The organism is Pseudomonas anguilliseptica, assembly GCF_900105355.1.
Taxonomy (GTDB): Bacteria; Pseudomonadota; Gammaproteobacteria; order Pseudomonadales; family Pseudomonadaceae; genus Aquipseudomonas; species Aquipseudomonas anguilliseptica.
In genome coordinates, this window is sequence record NZ_FNSC01000001.1 from 963,166 (window position 1) to 978,792 (window position 15,627).

General features: G+C 58.3%; 20 protein-coding genes. 1 reads left to right on the forward strand and 19 read right to left on the reverse strand.

The genetic code is table 11. The features are described 5' to 3' along the window. Window positions 1-23: 23 nt before the first annotated feature. Genes BLW24_RS04605 through BLW24_RS04620 form a run of 4 tightly spaced genes read right to left on the reverse strand, consistent with a single transcriptional unit; the run spans window position 24 to window position 3,759 of the window. Window positions 24-959 (reverse strand): NAD-dependent epimerase/dehydratase family protein, encoded by a 936-nt coding sequence (locus BLW24_RS04605; protein WP_208600138.1) that lies wholly within the window; start codon window positions 957-959, stop codon window positions 24-26. Continuing rightward, window positions 952-1,836, reverse strand: a complete 885-nt coding sequence (locus BLW24_RS04610; protein WP_090377293.1) for a sugar nucleotide-binding protein — start codon at window positions 1,834-1,836, stop codon at window positions 952-954. The genes BLW24_RS04605 and BLW24_RS04610 overlap by 8 nt, the downstream gene beginning before the upstream one ends. A gap of 22 nt (window positions 1,837-1,858) precedes the next feature. Next, a complete protein-coding gene (locus BLW24_RS04615; protein ID WP_090377296.1) occupies window positions 1,859-2,353 on the reverse strand; it encodes a single-stranded DNA-binding protein in 495 nt (164 codons plus the stop codon). 17 nt (window positions 2,354-2,370) lie between these two features. Beyond that, window positions 2,371-3,759, reverse strand: coding sequence for an MFS transporter (locus BLW24_RS04620; protein ID WP_090377299.1), 1,389 nt, complete (start codon window positions 3,757-3,759; stop codon window positions 2,371-2,373). Window positions 3,760-3,894: 135 nt separating this feature from the next. Here BLW24_RS04620 and uvrA point away from each other — a divergent pair, with 135 nt between their 5' ends. After that, window positions 3,895-6,729, forward strand: coding sequence for an excinuclease ABC subunit UvrA (gene uvrA / locus BLW24_RS04625; RefSeq protein ID WP_090387629.1), 2,835 nt, complete (start codon window positions 3,895-3,897; stop codon window positions 6,727-6,729). Between the two features lie 57 nt (window positions 6,730-6,786). Here uvrA and bfr read toward each other — a convergent pair whose 3' ends face one another. The 15 genes from bfr to rpsH all read right to left on the reverse strand — a co-directional run bounded on the left by bfr (window position 6,787) and on the right by rpsH (window position 15,501). After that, window positions 6,787-7,251 carry a bacterioferritin gene (gene bfr, locus BLW24_RS04630; RefSeq protein WP_090377302.1) on the reverse strand — a complete coding sequence of 155 codons (465 nt, stop codon included), beginning with the start codon at window positions 7,249-7,251 and terminating at the stop codon, window positions 6,787-6,789. A 161-nt stretch (window positions 7,252-7,412) separates the two neighbouring features. Then, on the reverse strand, window positions 7,413-8,393 hold the full coding sequence (locus BLW24_RS04635; protein WP_090375775.1) for an IS5 family transposase: 981 nt from the start codon (window positions 8,391-8,393) through the stop codon (window positions 7,413-7,415). 213 nt (window positions 8,394-8,606) lie between these two features. Further along, a complete protein-coding gene (rplQ, locus tag BLW24_RS04640) occupies window positions 8,607-8,993 on the reverse strand; it encodes a 50S ribosomal protein L17 (RefSeq protein WP_090377325.1) in 387 nt (128 codons plus the stop codon). A 42-nt stretch (window positions 8,994-9,035) separates the two neighbouring features. Then, window positions 9,036-10,037, reverse strand: coding sequence for a DNA-directed RNA polymerase subunit alpha (locus BLW24_RS04645; protein ID WP_090255780.1), 1,002 nt, complete (start codon window positions 10,035-10,037; stop codon window positions 9,036-9,038). A gap of 22 nt (window positions 10,038-10,059) precedes the next feature. Next, window positions 10,060-10,680, reverse strand: coding sequence for a 30S ribosomal protein S4 (gene rpsD, locus BLW24_RS04650; protein WP_090377329.1), 621 nt, complete (start codon window positions 10,678-10,680; stop codon window positions 10,060-10,062). 17 nt (window positions 10,681-10,697) lie between these two features. After that, a complete protein-coding gene (gene rpsK, locus BLW24_RS04655; RefSeq protein ID WP_013789773.1) occupies window positions 10,698-11,087 on the reverse strand; it encodes a 30S ribosomal protein S11 in 390 nt (129 codons plus the stop codon). Between the two features lie 30 nt (window positions 11,088-11,117). Next, window positions 11,118-11,474 (reverse strand): 30S ribosomal protein S13, encoded by a 357-nt coding sequence (gene rpsM, locus BLW24_RS04660; protein WP_090377333.1) that lies wholly within the window; start codon window positions 11,472-11,474, stop codon window positions 11,118-11,120. A gap of 131 nt (window positions 11,475-11,605) precedes the next feature. Next, window positions 11,606-11,722 carry a 50S ribosomal protein L36 gene (rpmJ, locus tag BLW24_RS04665; RefSeq protein WP_002555468.1) on the reverse strand — a complete coding sequence of 39 codons (117 nt, stop codon included), beginning with the start codon at window positions 11,720-11,722 and terminating at the stop codon, window positions 11,606-11,608. A gap of 26 nt (window positions 11,723-11,748) precedes the next feature. Continuing rightward, window positions 11,749-13,077 (reverse strand): preprotein translocase subunit SecY, encoded by a 1,329-nt coding sequence (gene secY / locus BLW24_RS04670; RefSeq protein ID WP_090377336.1) that lies wholly within the window; start codon window positions 13,075-13,077, stop codon window positions 11,749-11,751. After that, the gene (rplO, locus tag BLW24_RS04675) at window positions 13,078-13,512 is read right to left on the reverse strand and encodes a 50S ribosomal protein L15 (RefSeq protein WP_090377339.1); all 435 of its coding nucleotides are present in this window, start codon (window positions 13,510-13,512) and stop codon (window positions 13,078-13,080) included. Between the two features lie 3 nt (window positions 13,513-13,515). Further along, on the reverse strand, window positions 13,516-13,695 hold the full coding sequence (gene rpmD / locus BLW24_RS04680; RefSeq protein WP_090377342.1) for a 50S ribosomal protein L30: 180 nt from the start codon (window positions 13,693-13,695) through the stop codon (window positions 13,516-13,518). A 2-nt stretch (window positions 13,696-13,697) separates the two neighbouring features. Continuing rightward, window positions 13,698-14,198: a 30S ribosomal protein S5 gene (gene rpsE / locus BLW24_RS04685; protein WP_090377346.1), complete on the reverse strand. Its 501-nt coding sequence runs from the start codon at window positions 14,196-14,198 to the stop codon at window positions 13,698-13,700. A 3-nt stretch (window positions 14,199-14,201) separates the two neighbouring features. Next, window positions 14,202-14,552: a 50S ribosomal protein L18 gene (rplR, locus tag BLW24_RS04690; protein ID WP_090377349.1), complete on the reverse strand. Its 351-nt coding sequence runs from the start codon at window positions 14,550-14,552 to the stop codon at window positions 14,202-14,204. A gap of 10 nt (window positions 14,553-14,562) precedes the next feature. Further along, window positions 14,563-15,096, reverse strand: a complete 534-nt coding sequence (gene rplF / locus BLW24_RS04695) for a 50S ribosomal protein L6 (RefSeq protein ID WP_090377352.1) — start codon at window positions 15,094-15,096, stop codon at window positions 14,563-14,565. A 12-nt stretch (window positions 15,097-15,108) separates the two neighbouring features. Then, a complete protein-coding gene (gene rpsH / locus BLW24_RS04700) occupies window positions 15,109-15,501 on the reverse strand; it encodes a 30S ribosomal protein S8 (protein ID WP_069519903.1) in 393 nt (130 codons plus the stop codon). Window positions 15,502-15,627 lie beyond the last annotated feature (126 nt).

The window sequence follows — 15,627 nt, forward strand, 5'->3', positions numbered from 1 at the left end:
GGTTTTTTTATGGCGTCACACACTCAGCCTTGCGTCAGCAGACGGCGCAACCCTTCGCGCATCGTTGTCGCAGCAGGCAATTGGTAATGCGCTTGCAAACGCTGGTTGTCAGCCCGCGAATGACGAATATCGCCGGCGCGCGGCGCCTGGTAACTCACGGCCGGCAAGCCACCGCACAGCTCACCGAGTTGCGCGAGCAACTGATTGAGGCTAACCGCCTGATTCCAGCCGACGTTCACCGCCCCCTCCACCACCTGCGGAGCAGTTAACGCCTGGGTCAGCAACACGACTAAATCTTCGATATAGAAGAAGTCGCGGGTCTGCTCACCATCGCCGAATACGCTGATCGGCAAGCCCTGCTGGACGCGCTGGGTGAAGATACTGATCACCCCGGAGTACGGCGAGGACGGATCCTGACGCGGCCCGAAGATATTGAAGAAGCGGAAGATCGCCGGCTCCAGGCCATGCTGGCGGCGATAGAAATCCAGATAATGTTCACTGGCCAGCTTGTCTGCGGCATAGGGCGTCAGCGGCGCCTTGGGCGTGGCCTCATCAATCGCCAGACCTTCGCCATTATTGCCGTAGACCGCCGCGCTGGAGGCAAACAGCACACGCTTGACGCCATGCAGACGCATGGCCTCGCAGACATTCAAGGTGCCAACAAAATTACTCTGATGAGTCGCCACCGGATCATCCACCGAGGCCTGCACCGAGGCCACCGCTGCCAGGTGCGCAACCGCCGCACAACCGGCCACCGCCTGCGCGACCACAGCGGCATCGGCCACATCGCCCTCAATAAACCGCAACTGCGGATTATCCAGCGGCAGATTGGCCAGTTTGCCCATCGACAGGTTGTCCAACACCCGCACGGGATAACCCCGCGCCAGCAGCGCATCAACCAGATGCGAGCCAATAAAGCCGGCACCGCCGGTCACCAGAACAGGGCGCAAATTAGACATGACGGTAATAACGATCCAGTAGGCTCGGCAAGCCCGAGCGCCAGGCACGCGGCTTGATGCCGAAGGTGTGAAGAATCTTCTTACAGGACAGCACCGCATGCTGCGGTTCTTCAGCCGCATCCGGACGCGCGCTGTGCGCCTGCGGACTCACCTCATCGACCAGATTGCTGCGGAAGTTGCGCGCTTCGCTCAACACCGCCTGCCCCAGCGCCAGCGAAGTGGTCGCCTCATGCCCGCCGTAATGGTAGGTGCCCCACAGCGGCGTCTGGCAATCCAGTTGCTTGAGTACGGCGAGAATCACCCGCGCCGCATCATCGACAGGCGTTGGGTTGCCGCGCCGATCATCGGCCAGCAGCAGCGGCTCATCGTGCGCGGCGCGAGTCAGAAAGCGCCCGAGCAGGCCATTGGCGCTGTCATCCAGCAACCAGCCGAAACGCAGCAACACATGCCGCGGGCAGATCGCCCGCACGCGCTGCTCGAAGCGCCACAGCGCCTGACCACGCACGCCCAGCGGCACCGGTTCTTCCTTCTCGCTGTAGGCAGTCGCCCGCGAACCATCGAAAACGCGGTAGCTGGACGGCTGCAGCAGGCGGATCTGGTGATGCTGACAGAGCTCGGCCAGGCGCTCGACAGAATGCTCCTGGGCAGCAAACTGCACCTCACTGACCACTTCGGCCTGGAACCAGCCGAAGTAGTACGCAAGGTTGATCAGGGCATCGGGGCGAGTGTCGTCGAGCAACTGGGTCAGGCTGGCGGGGTCCCAGCCTGACTCCGGTGGACGCGGCGCGAGAAAGCCAATGTCCTCCTCGGCGCCAAGGCGAATCAACGCCTGCCCCAGCGCATTACCGCCACCCAGCAGCATCAGCCGCATACGCATGATCGAATGCTAACTCAGCAGATCAGAACGGGATGTCATCATCGAAGCTGTCGAAATCCGCAGCAGGCTGAGGTGCTTGTTGCGGTGCCGGGCGCGGAGCTGACTGCTGTGGCTCGCGCTGCGGCGCAGGACGCTGCTGACGCGGAGCGGAGTCGCCGCCACCGGCGCTATCCGGACGACCGCCAAGCAGCTGCATGGTGCCCTGCATGTCGACGATGATCTCGGTGGTGTAGCGCTTGATGCCGTCTTTTTCCCACTCACGGGTCTGCAGTTTGCCTTCGATGTACACCTGAGAACCTTTGCGCAGGTATTCGCCGGCAATCTCGGCCACCTTGCCGAATAGCGACACACGGTGCCATTCGGTTTTCTCGACCTTCTGACCGGTCTGCTTGTCGGTCCACTGTTCGCTGGTCGCCAGGCTCAGGTTGGTGACCGCGTTGCCGCTCGGCAGGTAACGGGTTTCCGGGTCCTGTCCGCAGGTACCGACCAGAATGACTTTGTTAACCCCACGGGCCATAACGTTCTCCTAGGCTTTCAGCACGCCACCGGCGCCGGCTCTATGAGGCGCTCAAGGGACGTGCGGTCCAATTGTTGGGTATCCACTTTGATATAGATGGCCGCTTCGTCGCGCACCACTACGGCATCCGCCACTCCGGGCACAGCCTGTAAACGCTCGGCCAATCCCGCCTCTTGCAATGCCGCAGCTGAAAGCGGCAGACGCAGGCTGGTGACATACGGCGGTTCGCGCATAGTAACAGCAAAGGCCAGCCAAAAAAGCGCCAGCAAGGCACAGCCCGCAAACACACCCGACAGGCTGTAGTGCTGATACAACCAGCCACCCAAGATGCCGCCAATGGCCGCACCGAGGAATTGGCTGGTTGAATACACGCCCATCGCCGTGCCTTTGCCGCCAGCCGGAGCCACCTTGCTGATCAGCGACGGCAGCGAGGCCTCCAGCAAGTTGAATGCGGTAAAGAACACCACAGTGCCAAGCACCAGCGCACGCAGACTGCTGCCGAACCACCAGAAGAACAGCTCACACAGCAGCAGCACACTGACCGCGCCAAGCAGCACCTGCTTCATCCTGCGTTTTTTCTCGCCATAAATAATGAATGGCACCATGCCGAAGAAGCCCACCAGCAGTGCAGTGAGATAGACCCACCAGTGCTCCTCCTTGGCCAGGCCGCCCTGCTCCACCAGCGCCAACGGCAAGGCAATAAAGCTGGCCATGAGGATCGCGTGCAACACCAGAATGCCGAAATCCAGACGCAGCAGGTCCGCATGCTTGAGGGTCGGCAGCAGTGCCTGTTGGTTCACCCCGGACTCACGATGCTGCAACGGCCCGGCAGAGCTCGGCACCAGACCGGCGACGATAACGATGCCCAGCAGCGCCATAGCCGCAGTAGCGAGAAACAGACCAGAAAGGCCAAAAGCACGTGTCAACAACGGGCCAACCACCATGGCTACGGCAAACGATAGACCGATGCTCATGCCGATCATGGCCATGGCCTTGGTGCGGTGTTGTTCACGGGTCAGGTCGGAGAGCAGCGCCATCACCGCAGCGGAAATCGCCCCGGCGCCCTGCAGAATGCGCCCCGCGATCACCCCGTAAATCGAATCGGCATTGGCCGCCAGCAGGCTGCCGGCAGCGAAGATCAACAGACCGACATAGATCACCGGCCGTCGGCCGATGCGGTCACTGAGCATGCCAAATGGAATTTGCAGAAACGCCTGGGTCAGGCCGTAGGCGCCTATCGCCAGGCCGATCAACGCCGGCGTGCTGCCCTGCAACTCCATGCCATAGGTGGCCAGCACCGGCAGCACCATAAACATACCGAGCATGCGGAACGCGAACACCAGCGCCAGGCCACCGGCCGCACGGGTTTCGCTGCCGCTCATGCGCTCGCTGTGCAGATCATGCATGGAAAAGGCCCTGTCGAAATAGGCGGCGATTCTAGCAGCACTCAAACCATGCGGCACAGCAGCGACGCTTTGCCGCGCCCGCCTCCCGAGCCGTATACTCGGTGGTTTTCCGCCCGCCATGCGAGGCCGTTGTTTGTGGACAAGATTCTGATCCGGGGTGCACGCACCCATAACCTGAAAAACATCGACCTGACCCTGCCGCGCGACAAGCTGATCGTGATCACAGGCCTGTCCGGTTCCGGCAAGTCATCCCTGGCCTTCGACACTCTCTACGCCGAGGGTCAGCGCCGTTATGTCGAATCCCTGTCGGCCTACGCCCGACAGTTCCTGTCGATGATGGAAAAGCCCGATGTCGACACCATCGAAGGCCTGTCGCCGGCGATCTCCATCGAGCAGAAATCCACCTCGCACAATCCGCGCTCCACTGTCGGTACCATCACCGAGATCTACGACTACCTGCGCCTGCTCTACGCCCGCGCCGGTATTCCACGCTGCCCAGACCACGATCTGCCGCTGGAAGCGCAGACCGTCAGCCAGATGGTTGACCAAGTTCTGGCCCTGCCCGAAGGCAGCAAGCTGATGTTGCTAGCCCCGGTGATTCGCGAACGCAAAGGCGAGCATCTGGCGATCTTCGACGAGCTGCGCGCCCAAGGCTTCGTTCGCGTGCGGGTCAACGGCAAGATTTACGAGCTGGACGAACTGCCGAAGCTCGACAAGCAGAAAAAGCACAGCATCGATGCCGTGGTCGACCGCTTCAAAGCCCGCGGCGATCTACAGCAGCGCCTGGCCGAATCGTTCGAGACCGCACTGAAGCTGGCCGACGGCCTGGCCCTGATCGCACCAATGGAAGGCGAGGAAGGTGAAGAAATCATCTTCTCCGCGCGTTTCGCCTGCCCGGTGTGCGGCCACTCGATCAGCGAGCTGGAGCCCAAGCTGTTCTCCTTCAACAACCCGGCCGGCGCCTGCCCGACCTGCGACGGCCTGGGCGTGAAGCAGTTCTTCGACACCAAGCGCCTGGTCAATGGCGAACTGACCCTGGCCGAGGGCGCGATTCGCGGCTGGGACCGGCGCAATGTCTATTACTTCCAGATGCTCGGCTCTTTGGCCGCGCATTACGGCTTCAGCCTGGAAGTGCCTTTCGACGACCTCAGCGCCGAGCACCAGAAGTGCATCCTGTTCGGCAGCGGCACGCAGAACGTCGACTTCAAGTACCTGAATGACCGTGGCGATATCGTCAAACGCTCACACCCCTTCGAAGGCATCGTGCCCAACCTGGAGCGACGCTACCGCGAGACCGAATCCACCAGCGTGCGTGAGGAGCTGGCCAAGTTTCTCAGCACTCAGGCCTGCCAGGATTGCCGCGGCACCCGCCTGCGCCGCGAAGCACGCCATGTATGGGTCGGTGAGAAGACCCTGCCGGCGGTCAGCGGCCTGCCGATTGGCGACGCCACCGAGTATTTCGGCAGCCTGACACTACCCGGCCGCCGCGGTGAAATCGCCGAGAAGATCCTCAAGGAAATCCGTGAGCGCCTGCAGTTTCTGGTCAACGTCGGCCTCGACTACCTGACCCTGGATCGCAGCGCCGACACCCTGTCTGGCGGCGAGGCGCAGCGTATTCGCCTGGCCAGCCAGATCGGCGCAGGCCTGGTCGGGGTGATGTATATCCTCGACGAGCCGAGTATCGGCCTGCATCAGCGCGACAATGAACGCCTGCTCGGCACCCTGAAACACCTACGCGACATCGGCAATACGGTGATCGTGGTCGAGCATGACGAAGATGCCATCCGCCTGGCCGACTACGTGGTGGATATAGGCCCAGGCGCCGGCGTGCATGGCGGACAGATTGTCGCCCAGGGCACCGCTGCCGAAGTCATGGCCCACCCCGATTCGCTGACTGGCAAATACCTCTCCGGCCGGGTGAAGATCAAAGTGCCGGCCAAGCGCACGCCACGAGACAAGAAACTCTCACTGAAGATCAAGGGCGCGCGCGGCAACAACCTGCGCAATGTCGACCTGGAAATCCCGATCGGCCTGCTCATTTGCGTCACCGGCGTGTCCGGCTCGGGCAAATCGACCCTGATCAACAACACCCTATTCCCGCTCAGCGCCACCGCGCTGAATGGCGCGACCACCCTGGAAGCCGCTGCCCACGACAGCATCGACGGCCTGCAGCATCTGGACAAGGTGGTCGATATCGACCAGAGCCCGATCGGCCGCACACCGCGCTCGAACCCGGCAACCTATACCGGGCTGTTCACGCCGATCCGCGAACTGTTCGCCGGCGTGCCGGAATCACGCTCGCGCGGTTACGGCCCAGGGCGCTTCAGCTTCAACGTCAAGGGCGGTCGCTGCGAAGCCTGCCAGGGCGACGGTTTGATCAAGGTAGAAATGCACTTTCTGCCGGATATCTACGTGCCCTGCGACGTGTGCAAGAGCAAGCGCTACAACCGCGAAACTCTGGAAGTGAAGTACAAGGGCAAGAACATCACCGAAGTCCTCGACATGACCATCGAGGAAGCACGCGAGTTCTTCGATGCTGTGCCGGCCCTGGCGCGCAAGCTGCAGACACTGATGGATGTCGGCCTGTCCTATATCAAGCTGGGACAAAGCGCGACGACGCTGTCCGGCGGCGAGGCGCAGCGGGTCAAACTCTCCCGCGAGCTGAGCAAGCGCGATACCGGCAAAACCCTGTATATCCTCGACGAACCGACCACCGGCCTGCACTTCGCCGATATCCAGCAGCTGCTCGACGTGCTGCACCGCCTGCGCGACCACGGCAACACCGTGGTGGTGATCGAGCACAACCTGGACGTGATCAAGACGGCCGACTGGCTGGTGGATCTCGGCCCGGAAGGTGGCTCCAAAGGCGGGCAGATCATCGCCGTCGGCACGCCGGAAGAAGTCGCCGAAATGCCGCAGTCGCACACTGGCTACTTCCTCAAGCCGCTGCTGGAACGTGACCGCGACTAAGACCGCGCACAAGAAAAAGCCCCGCATGTGCGGGGCTTTTTCTTGGCCGAATAATACTTACATCTGCGTCTGCAGGTAGTTCTCCAGGCCCAGCCTATCGATCAACCCAAGCTGAACCTCCAGCCAGTAGGCATGATCTTCTTCGGTGTCCTTGAGCTGCACCAGCAGGATGTCGCGAGTCTGGTAATCCTGATGCTGTTCGCACATCGCGATGCCTTTGCTCAGGGCCCCACGCACGTGATACTCCAGCGCCAGGTCAAGCTTGAGCATCTCCGGCACGCTCTGGCCGAAGCGGAAGCTGTCAGGAACCATGTCCGGCGAGCCTTCAAGAAACAGAATGCGCTTGAGGATGGCATCGGCATGCTGGGTTTCCTCTTCCATCTCATGATTGATCCGTTCGTACAGCTTGCTGAAACCCCAATCCTCATACAGGCGCGAATGGACGAAGTACTGATCACGGGCAGCCAGCTCGCCTTTGAGCAGCACCTTCAGGTAATCGATGACTTCTATATGGCCTTTCATGGGTATTTTCCTTAGGGATGGTCTGAAGTAGCCCTGTATTTCCGGTCAACTTCAGCCTCCGCTGATTTTGAAAGCGGAAAACTGATCAAAAACGATCAAGTCATCCGCTCATTTCGGTGTTTCTGGCCGCCGCGAGCACCTCGCAGCGGTCATTTCCCACATTACAGGCGCACCTCTCCTGCATTCGTCAGCAAATGTCGACGGGCCATCCACAGGTTCGACAGGGCGAACAGCGTTACCAGTTGTGCGGTGTTTTTGGCCAGGCCACGGAAACGCGTCTTCACATAACCGAACTGACGCTTGATCACCCGGAACGGGTGCTCGACCTTGGCGCGAACTTGCGCCTTGGCCTTCTCGATCTTGCGCTTGGCTTTGTACAGCGCGCTGCGCTTACTCAACGTGTTGTACGTACTGCGGCGGGCTGCGATCTGCCAGATCACTTCACGGCCTTCATGTTCTGGCCGCTTCTCTACGCCGGTGTAACCCGCGTCGGCACCCACCATGTTTTCTTTGCCGTGTAGCAGCTTGTCGACCTGAGTAACGTCTGCAACATTGGCTGCCGTGCCGACCACGCTATGCACTAAACCCGACTCGTCATCGACGCCGATGTGCGCCTTCATGCCGAAGTAATACTGGTTTCCCTTCTTGGTCTGGTGCATTTCCGGGTCACGCTTACCGTCCTTGTTCTTGGTCGAACTCGGCGCATTGATCAGCGTGGCATCGACGATGGTGCCTTGGCGCAATGACAAACCGCGGTCACCCAAATAGCCATTGATGACGGCCAAGATGCCCGCAGCCAGTTCGTGTTTCTCCAGCAATCGGCGGAAGTTGAGGATGGTGGTTTCGTCGGGAATGCGCTCCAGGCTCAGACCCGCAAACTGGCGCAGGATGGTGGTCTCGTACAGAGCCTCCTCCATCGCCGGGTCGCTGTAGCCGAACCAGTTCTGCATCAAATGAACCCGTAACATCGCCATCAGCGGATAGGCTGGACGTCCGCCTTCACCCTTGGGGTAATGCGGTTCGATCAAGGCAATCAAACCCTTCCACGGCACAACCTGATCCATCTCGATCAGGAACAGCTCTTTGCGGGTTTGCTTGCGCTTGCCGGCGTACTCGGCGTCGGCGAAGGTCATCTGCTTCATCGGAAAACTCGGCGGGTGGAGTTCAGGTATTTTGCCAAATTCAGGAAGTCTTCTTCAGGGTTTCCTTAGCAAGCGGCAAACATGAACAATGCTGGCGGCCCACAGCCGACGGGTCAAGCACAGCGCACAGACGCGCATGACAACGTCAAAATGGGCTTATTCCAACCATAAAAAAACCGGGCCAAGGCCCGGTTTTTTTATACAACCTACGACTTACTCAGCGTCTACAGCTGCACCAGCGACCGGACGGTCAACCAGCTCAACATAAGCCATTGGAGCATTGTCACCAGTGCGGAAGCCGCACTTGAGGATACGCAGGTAACCGCCCTGACGGGTGGCGTAGCGCTTGCCCAGGTCGTTGAACAGCTTGCCTACGATGGCTTTCGAACGAGTACGGTCGAAGGCCAGACGACGATTGGCAACGCTGTCTTCTTTAGCCAGAGTAATCAGCGGCTCGGCAACGCGACGCAGCTCTTTGGCTTTCGGCAGAGTAGTTTTTATCAGCTCATGCTCGAACAGCGATACCGCCATGTTCTGGAACATGGCCTTGCGGTGTGCGCTGTTGCGGCTGAGGTGACGGCCACTTTTACGATGACGCATGGTTCAATTCCTTACCAAACTCACGTTCGGTGATGATGACGATCAGGCAGTCGCCTTATCGTCTTTCTTCAGACTTGCCGGCGGCCAGTTGTCGAGGCGCATACCGAGGGACAGACCGCGAGAAGCCAGAACATCCTTGATTTCGGTCAGGGATTTCTTGCCCAGGTTCGGCGTTTTCAACAGTTCTACTTCGGTGCGCTGAATCAGATCGCCGATGTAGTAAATGTTCTCTGCCTTGAGGCAGTTGGCCGAACGTACAGTCAGCTCCAGGTCATCAACCGGACGGAGGAGGATCGGATCGATCTCATCTTCCTGCTCGATAACAACAGGCTCACTGTCACCCTTGAGGTCGACGAACGCAGCCAACTGCTGTTGCAGAATGGTCGCGGCGCGGCGAATAGCCTCTTCAGGATCCAGAGTACCGTTGGTCTCCAGGTCGATAACCAGTTTGTCCAGGTTGGTACGCTGCTCAACACGAGCGTTTTCCACCACGTACGACACACGGCGTACCGGGCTGAACGAAGCATCCAGCTGCAAGCGACCAATGCTGCGGCTTTCATCTTCATCGCTCTGACGCGCGTCAGCCGGCTCATAGCCGCGACCACGAGCTATGGTGAGCTTCATGTTCAGCGCGCCAGTGGAAGCCAGGTTGGCGATTACGTGGTCGCCATTGACGATTTCGACATCGTGATCCAGCTGAATATCGGCGGCGGTAACTACGCCCGAGCCCTTCTTCGCCAGAGTCAACGTCACTTCGTCACGACCGTGCAGTTTGACAGCCAGACCTTTCAGGTTGAGCAGGATTTCAATGACGTCTTCCTGAACACCTTCGATGGCGCTGTACTCATGGAGTACACCGTCAATCTCGGCCTCGACTACTGCACAGCCAGGCATGGAGGACAACAGGATGCGACGCAGCGCGTTGCCCAGGGTATGGCCAAAGCCACGCTCGAGAGGCTCGAGAGTGATCTTGGCGCGGGTCGAACTGACCACCTGCACATCAATGTGGCGGGGGGTCAGGAACTCATTTACCGAAATCTGCATGGATGCACCTATTTTCTAGCCCTTACTTGGAGTAGAGCTCGACAATCAGGCTTTCGTTGATGTCAGCGGAGAGATCACTGCGCGCCGGGACGTTTTTGAACACGCCAGACTTCTTCTCAGTGTCTACTTCTACCCATTCAACGCGGCCACGCTGGGCACACAGCTCAAGAGCTTGAACAATGCGCAGCTGATTCTTCGATTTCTCGCGAACTGCAACAACGTCACCAGCTTTAACCTGGCAGGACGGTACGTTGACAGTTTTACCGTTTACGCTGATCGACTTGTGCGATACCAGCTGACGGGATTCAGCGCGAGTAGCGCCGTAGCCCATGCGGTAAACCACGTTATCCAGGCGGCATTCGAGCAGTTGCAGCAGGTTCTCACCAGTAGCGCCTTTCTTGCCGGCAGCTTCTTTGTAATAACCGCTGAATTGACGCTCAAGCACACCGTAAATGCGACGAACTTTTTGCTTTTCACGCAGCTGGGTGCCGTAGCCGGACTGACGGCCACGGCGCTGACCGTGAATACCTGGGGCTGCTTCGATGTTGCACTTCGATTCCAGAGCGCGTACACCGCTTTTCAGGAAAAGATCTGTGCCTTCACGACGAGACAGTTTGCATTTGGGACCAATGTAACGAGCCATTTCTCACTGTCTCCTGATTACACGCGACGCTTTTTCGAAGGACGGCACCCGTTATGCGGGATTGGCGTCACATCGGTGATGCTGGCGATCTTATAGCCACAGCCGTTCAATGCACGGACAGCGGACTCACGACCTGGACCTGGACCCTTGACGTTAACGTCGAGGTTCTTCAGACCATATTCCAGCGCAGCTTGACCAGCACGTTCTGCAGCCACCTGGGCGGCGAACGGGGTGCTTTTACGCGAGCCGCGGAAACCCGAACCACCAGAGGTAGCCCAGGACAGAGCGTTGCCCTGACGGTCAGTAATGGTCACGATTGTGTTGTTGAAAGAGGCGTGGATGTGGGCGATGCCATCAACCACCGTCTTTTTGACTTTCTTACGAGTACGAGCAGCAGGTTTTGCCATGACTAGATTCCTGTCGATGCGCGAATGCGATTACTTGCGGATCGGCTTACGCGGGCCCTTACGGGTACGCGCGTTGGTCTTGGTACGCTGACCGCGAACCGGCAGACCACGACGATGACGCAGGCCGCGGTAGCAACCCAGGTCCATCAAGCGCTTGATTTTCATGTTCACTTCACGACGCAGGTCGCCTTCGGTATTCACCTTGGCTACTTCGCCACGCAGCTGCTCGATCTGCTCGTCAGAGAGATCTTTGATCTTTGCAGCCGGATTAACGCCGGCGGCAGCACAGACTTTCTGTGCAGTTGTGCGACCAACACCATAGATGTAGGTCAACGAGATAACAGTGTGCTTGTTATCCGGAATGTTAACGCCTGCAATACGGGCCATTCAGTGGAACTCCAATTGACAGCTACCTACGCCCCGGAAGCCAAGAAATAGGGCGCAAGATATTAACGCTGTAAAAACAAATAATCAACCCGGCAGCGCACTAGCTGCCGGGCTTGTCACTTCACTCACACTCAGCCTTGGCGCTGTTTGTGACGCGGCTCCGCGCTGCAAATGACGCGAACAACACCTTCGCGACGAATAATCTTGCAGTTGCGGCACAGCTTTTTCACCGATGCACGAACTTTCATCACCAACTCCTCGAACCTTATGGACTTCAGCGCAGCATGCCGCTGCCGTAGCCCTTCAGGTTGGCTTTCTTCATCAGGGATTCGTACTGGTGCGAAACGAGGTGCGATTGTACTTGCGACATAAAGTCCATCACAACCACTACCACGATCAGCAACGAGGTCCCGCCAAGATAGAACGGTACGTTGGCAGCCACCACCAGGAACTGGGGCAACAAGCATACGGCCGTCATGTACAGAGCACCGAACATGGTCAAGCGAGTCAACACGCCATCGATATAGCGCGCCGATTGCTCACCGGGACGGATACCCGGAATAAAGGCACCGGACTTCTTCAGGTTCTCCGCTACGTCTTTCGGGTTGAACATCAGCGCTGTATAGAAGAAGCAGAAGAAAACAATCCCCGCACTAAACAGCAAAATGTTCAACGGCTGACCAGGAGCGATAGCCTGTGAAATATCCTGCAGCCAGCCCATACCTTCAGACTGACCAAACCAGGCACCCAGCGAGGCCGGGAATAACAGAAGGCTGCTGGCGAAAATAGCCGGGATAACCCCCGCCATATTCACCTTCAACGGCAAGTGGCTGGTCTGCGCAGCAAAGACCTTGCGACCCTGCTGACGCTTGGCGTAGTGCACCGCAATGCGACGCTGACCACGCTCAATGAACACCACGAAACCGATAATCGCTACTGCCAGCAAACCGATGGCAATCAGGGCAAAGATATTGATATCACCCTGACGAGCAGACTCGAAAGACTGCCCAATCGCCGACGGCAGACCGGCCACGATGCCTGCAAAGATCAGCATCGAAATACCGTTGCCAACACCACGCTCAGTGATTTGCTCGCCCAGCCACATCATGAACATTGCACCCGCCACAAAGGTGGTGACTGCAACGAAGTGGAAGCCGAAATCAACTGTAAACGCTACGCCCTGACTCGCCAGGCCGACGGACATGCCGACTGCTTGGACAATAGCCAGGACGAGGGTGCCGTAGCGGGTGTACTGGCTAATCTTGCGACGGCCAGCCTCACCTTCCTTCTTCAACCGCTCCAGCTGCGGGCTGACAGCGGTCATGAGCTGCATGATGATCGACGCCGAAATGTACGGCATGATCCCCAGTGCAAAAATACTCATACGCTCCAGCGCGCCGCCGGAAAACATGTTGAACAAGCTAAGAATGGTCCCCTCATTCTGTCGAAACAGGTCCGCCAGCCGATCAGGGTTGATACCAGGAACCGGGATGTGTGCACCTATCCGATAGACGATGATCGCCATGAACAGAAAGCGCAAACGAGCCCAAAGCTCGGATAACCCGCCATTGCTGAGCGCTGAGAGAGCACCTTGCTTAGCCATTTATTCCTCGAACTTACCGCCAGCTGCTTCGATAGCCGCGCGCGCACCTTTGGTGGCGGCGATACCTTTAAGGGTGACTGCCTGAGTAACTTCACCGGACAGCATGACTTTCACACGCTGTACGTTTTGGTTGATCAGGTTGGCATCCTTCAGCGACTGCAGAGTAACAATGCCGCCTTCGATTTTATTCAGCTCGGAAGTACGCACTTCAGCGCGATCCATAGCCTTCAAAGAAACGAAACCGAACTTAGGCAGACGGCGGTGCAGAGGCTGCTGGCCGCCTTCGAAACCCGGAGCAATGGTGCCACCGGAACGGGAGGCCTGACCCTTGTGGCCACGACCACCAGTCTTACCCAAACCGCTACCGATACCACGGCCCGGACGGTGCTTCTCGCGACGGGAACCCGGCGCAGGACTCAAATCGTTCAGGTACATGAATTAACCCTCGACTCGCAGCATGTAGTAAGCCTTGTTGATCATCCCGCGATTCTCGGGAGTATCCAGCACTTCTACGGTGTGACCGATGCGACGCAGACCCAGCCCCTTAACGCAGAGCTTATGGCTGGGGATACGGCCGGTCATGCTTTTGATCAGCGTGACTTTTACGGTATTAGCCATGATTAGAGAATCTCCTCGACACTCTTGCCACGCTTAGCCGCAACAGAACCTGGCGACTGCATAGCTTTCAAACCTTTGAAAGTGGCGTACACCACGTTCACTGGGTTAGTCGAGCCGTAGCACTTAGCCAGAACGTTCTGCACGCCAGCCACTTCCAGAACAGCACGCATAGCGCCGCCAGCAATGATGCCGGTACCTTCAGAAGCAGGCTGCATGTACACCTTGGAGGCGCCATGAGCAGACTTCATTGCGTACTGCAGAGTGGTGCCGCTCAGATCAACCTGGATCATGTTGCGACGAGCAGCTTCCATCGCTTTCTGGATGGCAGCAGGCACTTCACGGGACTTGCCACGGCCGAAACCGACGCGACCCTTACCATCACCCACCACGGTCAACGCGGTGAAAGTGAAGATACGGCCACCCTTAACGGTCTTGGCAACGCGGTTAACCTGTACCAGCTTCTCGATATAGCCTTCGTCGCGCTTTTGGTCGTTATTTGCCATAACTTAGAACTCCAGCCCGCCTTCACGAGCAGCATCAGCCAGCGCCTTGACGCGGCCGTGGTACTTGAAGCCAGAACGGTCGAATGCAACCTGAGTTACACCAGCGGCTTTCGCACGCTCGGCAACCAGCTCACCAACTTTCTTGGCCGCGTCGACGTTGCCAGCGACGCCGTCACGCAGTGCTTTGTCCAAGGTAGAGGCGCTGGCCAGAACCTTGCTGCCGTCGGCCGAAATGACCTGGGCATAGATGTGCTGCGAAGAGCGATACACGCAGAGACGCACGGCTTCGAGCTCGTGCATTTTCAGGCGTGCTTTGCGAGCGCGACGCAGTCGAGTAACTTTTTTGTCGGTCATTTGCTATGCCCTACTTCTTCTTGGCTTCTTTACGGCGGACGACTTCGTCAGCGTAACGAACACCTTTGCCCTTGTAAGGTTCAGGACGACGGAAGTCACGAATCTCCGCAGCGACCTGACCAACCAGTTGTTTGTCGACACCCTTGATCAGGATCTCGGTCTGGTTCGGGGTTTCAGCAACGACACCGTCCGGCAACTCATAGTCGATCGGATGGGAGAAGCCGAGAGCGAGGTTCAGCACCTGACCTTTGGCTTGCGCTTTGTAACCAACGCCAACCAGCTGCAGCTTGCGCTCGAAGCCAGCGCTAACACCGATCACCATATTGTTGACCAGGGCGCGAGTGGTACCGGCCATTGCACGAGTCTGCTGATCGCCATTGCGAGCAGCGAAACGCAGCTCACCAGCTTCCCGCAGGACTTCAACGGACGAGTGAACGTTCAGTTCGAGAGTGCCCTTGGCACCCTTTACCGAAAGCTGTTGGCCGGCGAGTTTGATCTCAACACCAGCGGGCAGCTTTACGGGGTTCTTAGCAACGCGAGACATGCTTATCCCCCCTTAGAACACTGTGCAAAGCACTTCGCCGCCGACACCGGCAGCGCGCGCAGCGCGGTCCGTCATCACACCCTTGTTGGTGGAGACGATGGATACACCGAGACCGCCACGAACTTTCGGCAGATCATCGACGGATTTGTATTGGCGAAGGCCTGGACGGCTCACGCGCTTAACTTCTTCGATAACCGGACGGCCTTCGAAGTATTTCAGCTCGATGGACAGCTGCGGCTTAACTTCACCGCTGATCTGATAACCCGCAATATAACCTTCGTCTTTCAGAACTTTGGCTACAGCCACCTTCAACGTGGAAGACGGCATGCTTACGACGGACTTTTCAGCCATCTGGGCATTACGGATACGAGTTAGCATGTCCGCTAACGGGTCCTGCATACTCATGGGCTAGACGCTCCTGATACAAAAAGAATTAGCCTTGCGGCTACAGTCGCTGAGAATTCTGAGAAAAATTGAACCCAGGCTCAGGCGAGCCGAGCATTCTAGAGACTGATCAAAAATGAATCAAGC

Coding starts and splice junctions, on each gene's coding strand:
- rplF (WP_090377352.1), bottom strand. CDS start 15,096: ATGTCTCGCGTTGCTAAGAACCCCGTAAAGCTGCCCGCTGGTGTTGAG.
- rpsK (WP_013789773.1), bottom strand. CDS start 11,087: ATGGCAAAACCTGCTGCTCGTACTCGTAAGAAAGTCAAAAAGACGGTG.
- rpsM (WP_090377333.1), bottom strand. CDS start 11,474: ATGGCCCGTATTGCAGGCGTTAACATTCCGGATAACAAGCACACTGTT.
- secY (WP_090377336.1), bottom strand. CDS start 13,077: ATGGCTAAGCAAGGTGCTCTCTCAGCGCTCAGCAATGGCGGGTTATCC.
- BLW24_RS04635 (WP_090375775.1), bottom strand. CDS start 8,393: ATGAAGCAGATGACCTTCGCCGACGCCGAGTACGCCGGCAAGCGCAAG.
- rpsD (WP_090377329.1), bottom strand. CDS start 10,680: ATGGCTCGTTACATTGGTCCCAAATGCAAACTGTCTCGTCGTGAAGGC.
- rpsE (WP_090377346.1), bottom strand. CDS start 14,198: ATGGCAAATAACGACCAAAAGCGCGACGAAGGCTATATCGAGAAGCTG.
- rplR (WP_090377349.1), bottom strand. CDS start 14,552: ATGACCGACAAAAAAGTTACTCGACTGCGTCGCGCTCGCAAAGCACGC.
- rpmJ (WP_002555468.1), bottom strand. CDS start 11,722: ATGAAAGTTCGTGCATCGGTGAAAAAGCTGTGCCGCAACTGCAAGATT.
- bfr (WP_090377302.1), bottom strand. CDS start 7,251: ATGAAAGGCCATATAGAAGTCATCGATTACCTGAAGGTGCTGCTCAAA.
- BLW24_RS04605 (WP_208600138.1), bottom strand. CDS start 959: ATGTCTAATTTGCGCCCTGTTCTGGTGACCGGCGGTGCCGGCTTTATT.
- BLW24_RS04620 (WP_090377299.1), bottom strand. CDS start 3,759: ATGCATGATCTGCACAGCGAGCGCATGAGCGGCAGCGAAACCCGTGCG.
- rplO (WP_090377339.1), bottom strand. CDS start 13,512: ATGTACCTGAACGATTTGAGTCCTGCGCCGGGTTCCCGTCGCGAGAAG.
- BLW24_RS04615 (WP_090377296.1), bottom strand. CDS start 2,353: ATGGCCCGTGGGGTTAACAAAGTCATTCTGGTCGGTACCTGCGGACAG.
- BLW24_RS04645 (WP_090255780.1), bottom strand. CDS start 10,037: ATGCAGATTTCGGTAAATGAGTTCCTGACCCCCCGCCACATTGATGTG.
- rpsH (WP_069519903.1), bottom strand. CDS start 15,501: ATGAGTATGCAGGACCCGTTAGCGGACATGCTAACTCGTATCCGTAAT.
- BLW24_RS04610 (WP_090377293.1), bottom strand. CDS start 1,836: ATGCGTATGCGGCTGATGCTGCTGGGTGGCGGTAATGCGCTGGGGCAG.
- rplQ (WP_090377325.1), bottom strand. CDS start 8,993: ATGCGTCATCGTAAAAGTGGCCGTCACCTCAGCCGCAACAGCGCACAC.
- rpmD (WP_090377342.1), bottom strand. CDS start 13,695: ATGGCTAATACCGTAAAAGTCACGCTGATCAAAAGCATGACCGGCCGT.